The 14,331-nt window shown below is 49.4% G+C and carries 15 protein-coding genes; 6 read left to right on the top strand and 9 right to left on the bottom strand.

All coding sequences use genetic code 11. From position 1 onward, the window contains the following. The first annotated feature begins 27 nt into the window (after window positions 1-27). The 3 genes from gmk to AC3QL0_RS07475 are packed head-to-tail and all read left to right on the top strand — an operon-like array spanning window position 28 to window position 3,198. Window positions 28-669, top strand: coding sequence for a guanylate kinase (gmk, locus tag AC3QL0_RS07485; RefSeq protein ID WP_135861494.1), 642 nt, complete (start codon window positions 28-30; stop codon window positions 667-669). A gap of 24 nt (window positions 670-693) precedes the next feature. Beyond that, entirely contained in the window at window positions 694-897 is a 204-nt protein-coding gene (gene rpoZ / locus AC3QL0_RS07480) for a DNA-directed RNA polymerase subunit omega (RefSeq protein ID WP_166409109.1), read from the top strand. A 27-nt stretch (window positions 898-924) separates the two neighbouring features. Beyond that, window positions 925-3,198: a RelA/SpoT family protein gene (locus AC3QL0_RS07475; RefSeq protein ID WP_493010774.1), complete on the top strand. Its 2,274-nt coding sequence runs from the start codon at window positions 925-927 to the stop codon at window positions 3,196-3,198. Between the two features lie 44 nt (window positions 3,199-3,242). Here AC3QL0_RS07475 and AC3QL0_RS07470 read toward each other — a convergent pair whose 3' ends face one another. The 4 genes from AC3QL0_RS07470 to AC3QL0_RS07455 all read right to left on the bottom strand — a co-directional run bounded on the left by AC3QL0_RS07470 (window position 3,243) and on the right by AC3QL0_RS07455 (window position 7,129). After that, entirely contained in the window at window positions 3,243-3,584 is a 342-nt protein-coding gene (locus AC3QL0_RS07470) for an AzlD domain-containing protein (protein WP_493010773.1), read from the bottom strand. Further along, window positions 3,571-4,269 (bottom strand): AzlC family ABC transporter permease, encoded by a 699-nt coding sequence (locus AC3QL0_RS07465; RefSeq protein ID WP_493010772.1) that lies wholly within the window; start codon window positions 4,267-4,269, stop codon window positions 3,571-3,573. The genes AC3QL0_RS07470 and AC3QL0_RS07465 overlap by 14 nt, the downstream gene beginning before the upstream one ends. Next, the gene (locus tag AC3QL0_RS07460) at window positions 4,266-5,102 is read right to left on the bottom strand and encodes a peptidoglycan DD-metalloendopeptidase family protein (protein WP_493010771.1); all 837 of its coding nucleotides are present in this window, start codon (window positions 5,100-5,102) and stop codon (window positions 4,266-4,268) included. The genes AC3QL0_RS07465 and AC3QL0_RS07460 overlap by 4 nt, the downstream gene beginning before the upstream one ends. A gap of 65 nt (window positions 5,103-5,167) precedes the next feature. After that, window positions 5,168-7,129 carry a SurA N-terminal domain-containing protein gene (locus tag AC3QL0_RS07455; protein ID WP_493010770.1) on the bottom strand — a complete coding sequence of 654 codons (1,962 nt, stop codon included), beginning with the start codon at window positions 7,127-7,129 and terminating at the stop codon, window positions 5,168-5,170. Window positions 7,130-7,431: 302 nt separating this feature from the next. Here AC3QL0_RS07455 and AC3QL0_RS07450 point away from each other — a divergent pair, with 302 nt between their 5' ends. Further along, window positions 7,432-8,322: a 23S rRNA (adenine(2030)-N(6))-methyltransferase RlmJ gene (locus AC3QL0_RS07450; RefSeq protein ID WP_493010769.1), complete on the top strand. Its 891-nt coding sequence runs from the start codon at window positions 7,432-7,434 to the stop codon at window positions 8,320-8,322. A 25-nt stretch (window positions 8,323-8,347) separates the two neighbouring features. Here the strand turns inward: AC3QL0_RS07450 and AC3QL0_RS07445 are convergent, their stop codons facing one another. Together AC3QL0_RS07445 and AC3QL0_RS07440 are read right to left on the bottom strand one after the other, a co-directional pair. Further along, the gene (locus AC3QL0_RS07445; protein ID WP_493010768.1) at window positions 8,348-8,917 is read right to left on the bottom strand and encodes a DJ-1/PfpI family protein; all 570 of its coding nucleotides are present in this window, start codon (window positions 8,915-8,917) and stop codon (window positions 8,348-8,350) included. A gap of 134 nt (window positions 8,918-9,051) precedes the next feature. Next, window positions 9,052-9,786, bottom strand: coding sequence for a pseudouridine synthase (locus AC3QL0_RS07440; RefSeq protein ID WP_493010767.1), 735 nt, complete (start codon window positions 9,784-9,786; stop codon window positions 9,052-9,054). Between the two features lie 37 nt (window positions 9,787-9,823). On the opposite strand from AC3QL0_RS07440, the gene AC3QL0_RS07435 reads away from it, so the two are divergent. Next, window positions 9,824-10,387 carry a chorismate--pyruvate lyase family protein gene (locus AC3QL0_RS07435; protein ID WP_493010766.1) on the top strand — a complete coding sequence of 188 codons (564 nt, stop codon included), beginning with the start codon at window positions 9,824-9,826 and terminating at the stop codon, window positions 10,385-10,387. A 71-nt stretch (window positions 10,388-10,458) separates the two neighbouring features. Beyond that, window positions 10,459-11,682, top strand: coding sequence for an MFS transporter (locus AC3QL0_RS07430; protein WP_493010765.1), 1,224 nt, complete (start codon window positions 10,459-10,461; stop codon window positions 11,680-11,682). 19 nt (window positions 11,683-11,701) lie between these two features. Here AC3QL0_RS07430 and AC3QL0_RS07425 read toward each other — a convergent pair whose 3' ends face one another. Genes AC3QL0_RS07425 through AC3QL0_RS07415 form a run of 3 tightly spaced genes read right to left on the bottom strand, consistent with a single transcriptional unit; the run spans window position 11,702 to window position 14,265 of the window. Then, entirely contained in the window at window positions 11,702-12,547 is an 846-nt protein-coding gene (locus AC3QL0_RS07425; protein WP_493010764.1) for an aldo/keto reductase, read from the bottom strand. A gap of 10 nt (window positions 12,548-12,557) precedes the next feature. Then, a complete protein-coding gene (locus tag AC3QL0_RS07420; RefSeq protein ID WP_135861505.1) occupies window positions 12,558-12,896 on the bottom strand; it encodes a P-II family nitrogen regulator in 339 nt (112 codons plus the stop codon). Window positions 12,897-12,942: 46 nt separating this feature from the next. Then, window positions 12,943-14,265: a mechanosensitive ion channel family protein gene (locus AC3QL0_RS07415; RefSeq protein ID WP_493010763.1), complete on the bottom strand. Its 1,323-nt coding sequence runs from the start codon at window positions 14,263-14,265 to the stop codon at window positions 12,943-12,945. Between the last annotated feature and the right edge of the window lie 66 nt (window positions 14,266-14,331).

Genomic DNA, 14,331 nt, shown 5'->3' with positions numbered 1-14,331 from the left:
AACCCGCTGATTAGCTATTAGATCATCATGAGCACACAACATCCCGGCAATATTTTCATTGTCGCCGCGCCTAGCGGTGCAGGCAAATCCAGCCTGATCAACGCTTTGCTGACACAAGAACCCGATATCCAACTTTCCATTTCTTGCACTACGCGCGCTCCGCGTCCGGGTGAGCAAGATGGTGAGCACTACCGATTTGTGTCTGTTGAGGATTTCCAGACATTGCGCGCAGACGATCAATTGCTGGAATGGGCTGAAGTGCATGGCAACTTTTATGGCACACCAGTACAACCCATACACGAAGCCCTAGAAGCAGGTCGTGATGTGTTATTGGAAATTGATTGGCAAGGAGCCCGCCAAGTGCGTCGCTTCTTCCCTGAAGCCATTGGCATTTTTATCCTTCCTCCTTCTATTGAAGCTTTGGAAAGTCGCCTGAACCAACGAGGTCAAGACTCCGCTCAGGTAATTGCACGCCGCTTGCTGGCCGCTGGCAGCGAAATGTCGCATATTTCCGAGTTTCAATATGTTATTATTAATCAAGAATTTAACTTTGCGCTTGCAGAACTAGCCGCTGTAGTCAAAGCCAGCCGCTTAAGCTTGCCAAAACAAGCGCATAGGCACGCCGAGTTGTTTAGCCAACTGGGCATTCGCACCGAATTCAATTCCTAAAATTTAGTCATACAGGTTCTATTTATGGCACGTATTACTGTTGAAGATTGTCTGGATAAAATCCCCAATCGTTTTAACCTGACTCTGGCTGCTGCTTACCGCGCCCGTGAACTGGCTCAAGGCCACGAAGCACGCGTAGACAGCCGCAACAAACCTACCGTTACTGCATTGCGTGAAGTTGCAGCAGGCACAACTGGGCTTGAAATGTTGCGCAAAGTACCCACCTGATAAGCAATGATCTAGCGAGGAAGTTTTATGGCATTTACAGGTTTACGTGGCGCTTCATCCGGCCTGTTGGCCGTGCTTAAAAAAGGCTCCCGTCTTGGGCGCAGGAATAAAGATGTAGTTACGGTTCCTACGCTAAAACCTGCTAAAGCTCCCATAGCTTCACTCGCTCCGCTGAACAAGATCATCAGCACTTACCTTGACCCCAAGGACGTAGAACGTGTACGCGAAGCCTATAAACTGGCTGATAACGCTCACTTGGGGCAATTTCGCACTAGTGGCGAACCCTACATTACCCACCCTATAGCGGTTACTGAAATCTGCGCTGGCTGGAAGCTAGATGCTGATTCATTAATGGCTGCTTTGCTGCATGACGTTATTGAAGACCAAGACGTCACCAAGCAAGAATTAGCGGAAAAATTCGGCACAGACGTTGCTGAAATTGTGGATGGGGTTTCCAAGCTAGAGCGTTTGCAGTTCCAGACCAAAAGCCAGCAACAAGCCGAAAGTTTCAGAAAGATGCTTTTGGCTATGTCCAAAGACGTTCGGGTCATCCTGATCAAGCTGGCCGACCGTCTGCACAACATGCGTACACTGGATGCTGTTAGCCCAGAAAAACGTCGCCGTGTTGCTCAAGAAACCTTAGAAATTTATGCCCCTATTGCCCATCGCTTGGGGCTAAATGCTTTATTTCGCGAGCTGCAAGACCGCTGCTTTAAAGCTATACACCCTAACCGCTACCAAGTGCTACATAAGGCATTGTTTGCCGCACGAGGCAACAGACGCGAGGTGCTAAGCAAAATCACCGAAGCCGTCACGGTTGCTTTACCTGCTGCTGGTATAGAAGCCGAGGTAAGTGGTCGTGAAAAATCGCTATACAGCATTTTCTGCAAGATGCAGGAACAGAAAAAATCCTTTTCTGATGTGCTGGATATTTACGGTTTTCGTATAGTCGTGAACACCTTGCCTGAGTGTTATTTGGCACTTGGCACCTTGCATCAGTTGTACCGCCCTATTCCTGGTAAGTTCAAAGACTATATTGCCATTCCTAAGATCAATGGCTATCAGTCCCTACACACTACCTTGATTGGCCCTTATGGAACCCCTGTAGAGTTCCAGTTCCGCACCCATGAAATGGATCACGTAGCGGAAGAAGGCGTGGCTTCACACTGGTTGTATAAAGACGAAAATGTCACACTGAACGATCTGCAAAAACGCACCCACCACTGGTTGCAATCTTTGTTAGATATTCAAAGCCAAACTGGTGATTCCAGTGAGTTTCTGGATCACGTTAAAGTGGATCTGTTCCCTGACGCAGTCTATGTGTATACCCCTCGCGGCAAGATTATCTCGTTGCCACGTGGCGCTACACCTATTGATTTTGCATACAGCATCCACACCGACATCGGTAACCAAGCTGTGGCAGCTAAAATCAACGGCGAGTTCGTTGCTCTACGCACCGAGATGAAGAGTGGTGACTCGGTTGAGATTGTCACCTCACCTGCCGCTAGACCTAGCATCCAATGGCTGAACTATGTACGCACAGGTCGTGCTCGTTCTGAAATTCGCCATTATTTGCGCACCGTAAAATACGAAGAATCCGTTGCCTTCGGTAAGCGTCTACTGAAACAAGCTTTTGAAAGCATTCACATTCCTTATCCCGACGACAACCACCCTGAGTGGGAAAAACTGGCTAAAAGCTCAGGCGCAGCTTCACGTGAAGAAATTTTGGCAGACATTGGTTTAGGTAAGCGTTTGGCAGCCGTAGTTGCTCGCCGATTTGCGCCTGAGCATGCCATTCTGGCTACTACTGCTGCACAAGTGGATGACTACACCTCTAGCGGTGCTGCACCCATTGTGATTCATGGCAACGAAGGTCAGGCAGTACAGTTGGCTCCGTGTTGTGGACCTCTTCCAGGGGATGCCATTATTGGTGGTATTCGTATGGGTCACGGTCTAGTCGTACACATGGCAGAATGCCAAGTCGCACAACGTCAACAAGTAAAAGAGCCTGAACGCTGGATTCCAGTGGTTTGGGATGCCAATACTGCACGTCATTTGAACACCAAGCTGGATGTGACCGTACTGAATGAGCGTGGCGTATTGGGCCGATTGGCCGCCACCATTAATGATGCAGACTCTAATATTCTACATCTGACCATGCCTGACGAAGGCGCAGCCACTAACTTGCTACACCTGACTGTACAGGTAGATAGCCGTACTCACTTAGCCAGAGTGATTCGCGCTATACGTCAGATTCCGCAAGTACAGAAAATCGTACGCGTCAAAGGCGCAAACTCTTAACTGTATTCATCACCGCCTTGCACTCTACAAGGCGGTTTTCATTTCTACCCCACTACTGCAGTACAGGCGGCATACGCTAACACGCCCATGATGGTGCCGGCGGCAATGCTGTTTCTAAACAGTTTCCGCCCTAACCATACCCCCAGCAATCCGCATAAACCAGGTAATAAGCTACGTATAGGCGAGTCTGGAGCGACTTCAGCAATGAGCGATACGGTCAATAGCGACACAATAGCCGCTGGACCAATCGCTGCAAGCATTTGATGCAATACCCTACGTCCTTGCCCTGAACGTCGCTGGCCATGCAAACGCAACGGTACATAACGTATTAATAACGTACCCAAACCGCCCAACACGGCTACAAGAATAAAATCAGTTGTGCTCACGACGTTTAGCTCCCACCAAAACGGCCACACACCCCGTGAACATACCTACGATAATAGCCACATAAACAGGCACCACGAGTAGGCTGAGCCCGGCTCCTAAAGCTGCCGCCCATAGCACCGGGCGAGGTACGGCATCGGCAATTTCTAGCAGCAACGTAAAGAACAAAGCCGGCAAGACAAAGCCTAGACTTTTATCTACTACTTCCCAACGCCCTAACCAATCCGCACCAAACAATGCACCGATGGCCGTGCCGCCCACCCATGACAAGTAGGCCCCCAACTGCAAGCCTAAATACCAATCTTCTTTATCACTATCCGGCTGTTTAGCCAACCGCCCCACTGCCGTCGCAAAAACCTCATCCGTTAAGCCTGCACCCCACAGCAATGTGGGACGTTTAGCCTGACAAGGCTGTGCAGCATTCAATAGTGCAGGCCCATAAAACAAGTGCCGTAAGTTCATTAGCCACACCACGGCCACCGCGGTAAGAAACCACGCTTGCTGCGAAATCAAGCTCACCAACACGAATTGGCTAGCTCCAGCATAAACCAGTACCGAAAACATGATGGCCGCCCATGCGGGCACATCTGCCGCCACAGCAGCCAAGCCAAACGAGATAGCAACAGGCACATACCCAACCGCTATGGACAGGCTATCTTTCAAGCCTCTACATAAGGCTTTACTCATGGCTTGGCGATAAAGATCTGGGGATCTACGCGTGCATTATTTAAGCTAACGTTCCAATGTAAGTGTGGACCGGTCGCACGACCTGTCGCCCCTACTTTGGCAAAAGATGAACCACGAGCGACTTCATCACCGGGTTGCACCATAATCTCGGACAAGTGGCAGTACATGGTGATCAAACCTTGCCCGTGGTCTAGGAACACCGTCTTGCCATTAAAGAAATAATCACCCACTAGTATTACTTTGCCATTAGCAGGTGCGCGCACTAGCGTGCCGCTGGCCGCTGCGATATCCAAACCAGAGTGTGGGTTGCGTTCTTCGCCATTAAAGAATCTACGCAAACCAAAAGGACTACTGAAACGACCTTGTACTGGTAAGTCGAAAATCACGTTACTGGGGTAACGATCATTAAATTGCTGATACGCATCTATCTGCTCGTTATATTCACGCTCGTACCGAGCTAACTGCTCAGCACTAGGATTCACATGCGAATTATTTTTCAGCTTAATGTGCTGTTCGCGATACTGCTTATGGCCCACGTTGAAACCTAAGGTTTGCCCCTGATCCGTCACCACCTCGTGCGGACCTTGTGCGGTTTTAAGATCCAACCCCACGATAGCAATCCATTGCCCATTACTATCACGAACCACCAATACAGGCTTTCCGTCATAGCTAGCTTTAGGGGCTTCTTCTTCGTTACCCAACGCTAATACTGCCACCCCTCCTGGTACCGCATTGTGCAATTGGCGCTGTATATAGCCTGCCTCTTGTGCCATCGCTGCACCCACCCAGAATGCGCAGCCCACCATCATCAGTTTTACGTATTTTTTTATCATTGCGTCACATATTAAAAAGCCCCACCTAACTGCTCAGATGGGGCTATTTACATCATAGATGAAAATTACTGCTCTTCTTCGTCACTGCTTTGCAAAGCCTCTTGCACTGCAGGCTGTTCCGTTACTTTCAGCTCAGTGCGCAGAGCAGTCATTGCAGCTTGCTCTTCAGCATTAGCCAACAATGCACGCATTTGCTGTTGCATGAAGTCTTTCAGCGCTGGATCCAGATCAGCAACACTTTCACCTGTTACTTTAATCACGCTGTAACCGGTATCTGTATTGACGCCAGCGTAGCCAGGCAGTGTCGCAATATCAGCAGACATCGCTGCGTTCACAATCACTTCAGGCAGACCTGCGTTATTCAGGCGATTAATGGAGCGTTCCCAACCGAATTTAGCATCAGCCACTTCTTGGCCTGCTTTCAGGCTAGCCAATGCTTTTTCGCCAGCGTCTTTCACTTGTTGACGAGCTTGTTCCAGAGCCAAGCGTTTGACGATGGCGTCTTTCACCTGAGCCAATGCGGGCACAGAAGACTCGTGGATTTCTTCAGCACGAACTGCCACGATGTTGTCAGCAGCTACCTCAATCACACCGGCGTTTTGGCGCTGTGACAAAGATTGTGAGCTAAACAAAGCACGACGTACGCGAGGATCATTCAATAGCTCAGCATCTGCCGAGCTCTGTGCTGAACCTTCACCAATAATGACGGCATCCAACAAGCCTTCGCGGGATACACCTTTAGCTTGACGAATTGTCAAACCCAACGCATCCGCTGTTGCTTGCAAGGACTCTGGACTTTCATACACCAAGCTTGTCAGCTGTGTTGCCATGTCAGCAAAACGTTGCGCTGCCAGTTGCTGGCGAATTTCCTGATCAAGCTGCGTTGCCAATTCTTCTAAAGGCTGCACCGCTTCTTCTTCGTACGCATTGGCTTTAAAGATATGGTAGCCGTCTGCACTTTGTACGGCTGACGATACATCGCCTGTACGCAGAGCAAAAATTGCGGTTTCCATCTCTGGCAATGCACCACGGCTAATCCAACTCAAGTTACCGCCATTACGCGCTGTACCTTTATCGTCGGAGTTCTGCTGTGCCAAAGCAGCAAAATCGGCGCCGTCTTGTTTAGCTTCTGCAGCGATTTTATCGGCACGTTCACGTGCAGCATTACGCTCTTCTTCAGAAGCGTCAGACTTCACTGCAACCAAGATGTGGCTCAGGTTAATACGCTCTGCACGACCAAAACGCGATTTGTTCTGGTTGTAATAATTCTGCAAATCTTCAGCAGAAGGAGCTGGTACGCTTTTACGCGCCGCATCTTCATCTAGAACCAAGTACGACACATCTACATACTGAGGCAAACGCAATGCATCTTGGTTTTTCTCATACCATGCTTGCACTTCAGCATCAGTAATAGACTCTGGCTTAACGTAGTCAGCCACTTCGAAATTCAGCAACTCAACTTTACGTGTTGTAGTCAGAGCTTTGTCTACCAAGTTTGCAACAGAAGCTGGCAGCTCAGCCGTTTGCGCAACAGGCCCCAATACGCGATCTAAGGTCAGATCTGCACGCTGGGACTGCTCAAACGCACGCAGGGAAATGCCCGACGTGCTTAACAATGTGTTGTAGCGCTCAGGCGAGAACACACCATTGACTTGAAAGTCAGGAATAGCAGCAATAGCTTGGCGCAAAATGCCATCCGATACGCTCAACCCTTCTTTAGTGGCGATTTCTACCAAGACATTACGGTTCACCATAGCGTCCAACAGCTTGCGACGTGCTTCGGGTGAATCCACCGCAGCTAAGTCAAAGGCGCTGCCTTGTTCTTGCTGCATGTTTTGTAGCTGTACACGACGTGCCTGATCAAACTCTTCAACAGTAAGTGCTGTATCCCCAATTTTCACCATTTCGGTGTCATTAGAGGTATAGCTGCTGTAACCACTCACCCCGATCAGCACAAAAGAAGGCAGAACCAGAATCAGCAAAACCACCTGCATCAAACGTTGATGCGTTCGGAAAAAATTGAACATTAAACACCTATTCTTGCGTGTTTAGAACAGCACAACGGCCTAATCTATGATCAAAACCAAAGACCGGACTGCTGGCCAGAGAATAAAATAATCCCCTATTCTACTGAACTTTTGGCCTGCTTTCATTGCTGAATCGCCTCTAGCCTTCATAAACCTTTAAAATCGTACACTAGCATCCGTCTTATTACTTAGAAATACGGTATAAAACTCTTCTGACACAAACACTTAGCTTCATGAAGAGTTAAATACTAACCTCACCCTCCATTTCATCGATTAACCGCTTACTTCCATCGGATAGTACTTTGTTCAGCTATAGACACGCTTTTCACGCCGCCAATCATGCAGATGTACTGAAGCATGTGATTTACACACGCATTCTGGACTATTACCTGCAAAAGGAAACCGGCTTTACCGTTATTGATACACACGCCGGCGCCGGACTTTACGATCTGGAGCATGACTGGTCACAGCAAAGCGGTGAATGTGTAGATGGTTTGGATAGAGTTATCGAGGCCGAAAATGTGCCTGATATGGTGGAAAGCTATTTGGACGCTATCGCCGAGTTAAACCCTGACGGTTTAGCACGTTACTATCCAGGCTCACCGTGGCTAGCTGTTAGCAAGCTGCGTAAGCAAGACAGCTTTCACGGCTTTGAACTGCATCCTAACGAATATCCATTGCTGCAACACAACCTGCAATTAATACGTACACCAGCAAAACGCCGCGTACACGTACATGCAGAAGATGGTTTTAAGGAAGTGTTGCGCTTGATGCCACCACATACTCGTCGCGGTATTGTGATCATCGACCCGTCTTATGAGGCAAAAACCGATTACAAAAAGGTCTTTGATAGCCTCACAGAGATCCTGAAACGCTTTGCCCAATGCTGCATTGTCATTTGGTACCCCATTGTTCAACGTGAAGAAGTTCGTAGCCTACAACGCCGCTTAGAGCAGCTGAAAGTGGAATGGCTACACGCATCACTGAGTGTAAAAGCACCACAAAAAGACGGCTTTGGCTTACATGGTAGCGGTATGTTTGTGATCAACCCGCCTTGGGTACTGGCCAAAGAGTTGCCACAAACCATGAAGTGGTTAGCCAACACCTTGGCACAAGACAAAGACGCCTCGTTTAGCTGTCGCCACCAAGCTGCTAAGCCTGTGCGTCGCACTACACGCGACGAAGACGAGTAACGCTTTTACCTGTTCCCGCAGGGCATCACTGATGCTCTGCAGCCAACATGGCTTTGAACTGCGCAATGTGCTCTGCGGGTACTCCTGCCTGTTGAAAGACCGCACATGTAAAACTAACTGGCGATGAGCCTTTAGCTGTGACAATGCCATCAGCCAACACTGCAGTTGTACTATCTTGATAAAGCGCTTCGCCTTTATACCCAACAGCATTCGCTCTCAGAAACTCTACGTTGTTCGACGTATGTGACACGGCATCCAATAGCCCCGCACGGGCAAGCACTAGCGTTCCACCACAAATGCCCGCAAGCGTTGAGCCACTTTTTCGGCTAGCACAGAGAAACTCTTGCAGATCTGGCGCTTCTGCACTTTCCCAGATCATCCCGCCTACAACCACCACCACATCTGGCTGCCATGCCAGACATTGCTGAAGGCTGCCATCTACCCTTACGGCCAATCCGCCCTGAGAACTAAACTCGCCTGGGGTAGGACTAAAAAAACCCACGTCTATTCCATAGAATGGCGCTCCGGTTCCCGCGATAAATGCATATTCCCAGTCTGCAAAACCAGGCGTCAATATCAAACCCACACGTGCCATTTTCAGCGTGTCCGTGATTAAAAAGTAGAGAGGGAAATTGATACGCCAAGAGCTCAGCGTATTTTCAGGGTGTCATCACACCTGAGCACGGCAGCGGTGCGCATCGTAAAACACGGCGCACCTTGCTGTGAATCTCAATAAAACTTCTCACCAGGGCGCAGGTAGCGCCATTTGCCTGGAGGCAAATCACCCAGTACAACACGTCCCATACGTACGCGTTTCAGGCCTACAACTTTCAGTCCCACCATTTCACACATGCGGCGAATCTGACGTTTTTTACCCTCACGCAGCACAAAATGCAGCTGGTCGTCGTTTTGCCAGCGCACTTCTGCAGGCAGCAACGGCTTGCCATCCAAGCTTAAGCCGTGACGCAACATAGCCAAATTACGATCATCCAGCTTGCCACTCACACGCACCAGATATTCTTTGTCTATAGGTGAATCTTCGCCAATCAGCTGTCTGGCGATACGACCATCTTGTGTCAGTACCAGCAAACCTTGCGAATCAATATCCAAACGACCTGCCGGTGCCAAACCACGTAAGTGCGCAGGGTTGAATTTACCTTGCCCAGAGATACCTGGCTTGTACTGTGTACTAGCCTGGATCAACGACACAGCGTTTCTATACCCTTTTTCTGCCTGACCGGACACAATACCTACTGGTTTATGCAAAATAATGGTCACACGCTCTGTTTGACGTTGTTGAGCGGTTTTATCCAGTACAATTTTGTCGTTTGGTGATGCTTTTTGTCCCAATACCGCAACGCGGCCATTAACCTTTACCCAGCCACGCTCTATAAAAGCATCGGCTTCCCGGCGCGAACAAAGGCCGCGCTCTGCCATAAGTTTTGAAATTCTGATCTGTTCCATAGTTTTGCTATTTTAAGCGTTGTTTGCGTAATTCCCTATGAAATTCTGTCCGCCCGCTGAGAACTCCTGGACATCCCAATTGCCCTCCGACTTGGCTCCCTTGCCTGCTTTCTGGCTAGATAAGCCTGGCGCTCTGACAGCGTCGCTGCGCAACCTAGGTCAACTCACGCTGGCCGTGCAAGCCGAACGTGCTACTACGCTGCATGAAGAAGAAAGCTGGATGTTGGATCAACCACAAGCGTGGGTGCGAGAAATCGTCATGAGTTTGGATGAACAGCCTATGGTCTGCGCACGCAGCTTCTGTACTGTAGCAGCCTCTGACGATCAATGGGGCAGCATTAAGAACCTAGGCACCAAACCACTGGCCGATATTCTATACAACGACCCAGAAGTTAGTCGCTCTAACTTCTGCTATCGCTTAAATACCGAAACTGACAGCGCACTTGCACCTTTAGCGCAACACACTTTCCACACGCAAGCCCTGCAGCCACTGTATGCCCGATGCTCACGTTTTATGAGACAAAATCAGGCTTTGATTGTGATTGAGTGTTTTCATCCTGAGTTTTGGACGCGTTATCCCAGCAGTCAGCTTCTAGCTTAAAAAGATAAATTACGTTAAGTTCTTTGTATATTCCTCGTAACAATTAATTTTACTAACAAAGTACTTAACGCATGAACTCCTCACTTACAGGCAACGGGCGTCGTAACGCCCTCGTGCTGTCCGGACTGCAAGCTCTTGGAGGCGCCAACCCCGCCGTTGTCGTGGCACTGGGTGGGTTGGTAGGCTCGCAGTTGGCCCCTTCTACTGAGATGGCAACACTGCCCGTCAGCTTGTTTAACATCGGGCTGGCCTTAGGCGTGCTACCTGCCGCTTTCGTCATGCGACAAAAGGGTCGCCGATTCGGTTATGTATTAGGCAGTTTGTTAGGCGCTTCTGGCGGCATGATTGCCTTCTACGGCATTGCTGTAGGTTCGTTCCTGCTGTTTTGTCTGGGTACTATTCTGGCTGGGTTGTACGCCTCGTACGTGCAGAGCTACCGCTTTGCAGCGGCTGACTCTGTAGAAGGTCCCCTTAAGCCTAAAGCCATTTCTTGGGTCATGATTGGAGGGTTGGTAGCTGCCGTACTGGCGACCCAAGTCATCCTTCATACTAGCGACATTATCCCTAGCCTCCCCTTTAGCGGCACATTCATCGCTCAGGCTATACTGGCTTTGTGCGCTCTTCCGTTAATTGCATTTTTGCGTAATGACCCTGCTGTCACGCACAGCACACCGGCGGCACAAGCCAATGCCTCACACGGACGCCCTCTGTTGGAAATCGTCAAGCAGCCCAAATTCATCGTGGCAGTGATTGCTGGTACCAGCTCATACAGCTTAATGAGCTTTATGATGACCGCCTCCCCTTTGGCGATGGTGGGCTGCGGTCATAGCATGCGCGACTCTACCCTGGGCATTCAATGGCATATTCTGGCCATGTTTGGCCCTAGCTTTTTCACCGGTACACTCATTCGTCGTTTCGGCAAAATTGCCGTCACGCTCAGTGGCTTAATCTTAATTGCGCTAGCAAGCGTGGTCGCACTACGCGGCTTATCAGTAGAGCACTTCTGGATCAGCTTGATTCTGCTGGGCTTAGGTTGGAACTTTGGCTTTATTGGTGCCACCGCTATGGTCACCGACTGCTACCGCAACGAAGAACGTAACCGTGTACAAGCCTTTAACGACTTCTTAGTATTTGGCTCGGTCGCAATTTCGTCATTTTCCTCGGGTCAATTACTGGTCACGCACGGCTGGGATGGCATCAACACCTGGACCTTCCCTATCGTAGGGGTAGTGGTGATTTCATTGATGTGGCTGTGGTTTCATGAACGCAGCCAAGCCGGCATAGCGGCAGACTAATCGCCTACCGCTGCGGCCTTTAGATCATGGGCAAATAACCCGGATGAGGTTGCAGCGGAAATGCTGCATCAATATTGGCGATGTCGTCTTGGCTAAGGGTCAAGTCCAACGCTCCGGCATTATCCAACACATGTCGCATCGTGGATGCCTTAGGAATTGCAAATACATCCGGCCTACGACATAAAAATGCTAAAGCTACCTGACGAACACTGGCATCGTACTGCTGGCCTATCTGTGCTAACAACCGGCCTTCTGTGCTGTTTTCCAATGGAAACTGGTCATGCCCAAACGGGCTATAGGCTACAACGTTGATACCGTGAGCAGCGCACCAACCTATAAGCTCGTGCTCAATGGTGCGTTCTTCTAAATGGTAGAGCACCTGATTACAGGCAATTTTGCCTGCGCCAGCGATGGCATGCAGTTCTACCAGATCACTCACGTCAAAGTTACTAACGCCCCAGCTACGGATTTTACCGGACTGCTGTAGTTGCTCCATCGCTGCAACCGTTTCTTCCAGCGGGACTTGCCCACGCCAATGCAACAAATAGCTATCCAAATAGTCGGTTTGCAAACGCTGTAAGCTGCGTTCACAGGCAGTAATAGTGTCGTCGTATCCGGCATTAAACGGCAGCACCTTAGACACTAGAAATGCTTCGTCTCTACGACCAAGTAGCGCTTCGCCCAACAGGGTTTCAGCAGCACCATCACCATACATTTCTGCGGTATCTATGTGGGTCAGCCCAGCGTCTAGACCTGTTTGCACAGCACGAATAGCTTGCGCTCTATCGGCCGCATTATCTAAATACCAAGAACCCTGCCCAATTCTAGAGAACGTAGAATTATCCAGTGAAAAATACGACTGCACCTTGTGCTCCTTAGATTGCAGCAGCTCCAGCTTCGCCAGTACGTATACGCACCACTTGCTCTACGTTGGTGACGAAAATTTTGCCGTCACCAATTTTCCCGGTACGGGCAGCTTTGATAATGGCTTCGATCACAGCATCACAACGGTCTGCTGGCACCACAATATCGATACGGATTTTTGGTAAAAAATCCACCACATACTCGGAGCCACGGTACAGCTCGGTATGCCCTTTTTGTCTGCCAAAGCCTTTCACCTCGGTGACCGTCAGCCCGTTTACATCCAGCTCGCCTAGGGCCTCACGCACTTCATCCAACTTGAAAGGCTTAATAATTGCGGTAATTTGTTTCATCTATATAACCAAAGCGATAACTCTGAAAATTGCCACCCGCTACATCTTAACTGTCCAACGCACTACCTGCACGTTTTTCGGTGTCTGAACGCTCTGCCTGCAACACCTCTTTAAGGTTTGCACCCTGCGCAAAGGCTTCACGCATGTCTACGCCAGACGGCGACTGGTACAAGCGCAGACCCATTTCAGGCAGTATAGACAAGAAGTGGTCAAACACATCACCCTGAATACGCTCGTAATTTACCCAAGCCGTGTCATCGGTAAAGCAATAGATTTCGACGGGCACACCTTCGCTGCTGGGTTCCATCATGCGCACCATCATCAACATCTGATGATGAATACCTTTCTTATGCTTCAAGTACTGCATGGCATATGCCCTGAAGGTACCAATGTTGGTCAAGCGGCGGCGGTTAATCACATCACGGCCTTCCGCTTTTAATTGTCTGTTACTTTCTTCTAGCTCTAGCTGCTTTTCCACCAAGTACTCGTCTAGCAGCGAGAACCTACGCAAGCCTTCTACTTCTTCATCATTCAGGAATCGGATGGTAGAAGCATCAATGCTCAGCGTACGTTTGATACGACGGCCACCCGACTCAAACATATGACGCCAGTTTTTGTAGCTTTCAGAAAACAGCTTGTACGTCGGTACGCTGGTCACGGTTTTATCGAAGTTCTCTACTTTTACCGTGTGCAGAGAAATATCAATCACCGTACCGTCTGCATTAGCCTGAGGCATACTGATCCAGTCGCCGATACGCAACAGGTCGTTGCTACTGATTTGCGCACTGGCCACCATGGACAGCAACGTATCCTTAAACACTAATAGCAATACAGCTGAGATCGCACCCAAACCAGACAGCATCAAGATAGGTGATTTATCCAACAGAATGGACACCCCTACCACTGTACCTAGCGCCCACATAATGCTGCGCGCAACTTCTATATAGCCCTTAATGGAAGCACGACCAGAACGGGTGCTCTCTTCGTAGATATCTTGAGTCGCTGACAATACAGCACTCAAACAGCGCAAGGCGTAAAAACATGACAGTGTCAGCACAATACGCTGCAAGACCTCTGTGACGGTCTCGCTCATGGGCATTAACTGTAAATTTAGGGCCAAGAACAACAGTGCCACCATGTGGCTGAGATAGGCCGCCACACGACGTTTGCGCAATGGCTCCTGCCATGACCCTTTACGTATTGCTTGCAGGGCTCTGCCAACAATAACAGCCATCCCTGCACGCACACCCCAGCTTATAATGCTGTAGAGCACGATCAACAGTAGCAGCCCGGCCAGAACTCGCATCCAAACCTCTGGCAAATACTGCATTAATAAACTTTGATCTACCCATTCGTCTAGCATAATCATGTATACCTTATTTCTATAATCTTGTCGGACGCCAGAGCGTGTTGATCGTCAAACTTGCCATCACGT

This window comes from Paenalcaligenes sp. GW821-LYS-B07-1, assembly GCF_058803365.1.
Note: the sequence above shows the minus strand (reverse complement) of the source record. Positions and strands in the feature narration are given on the sequence as shown.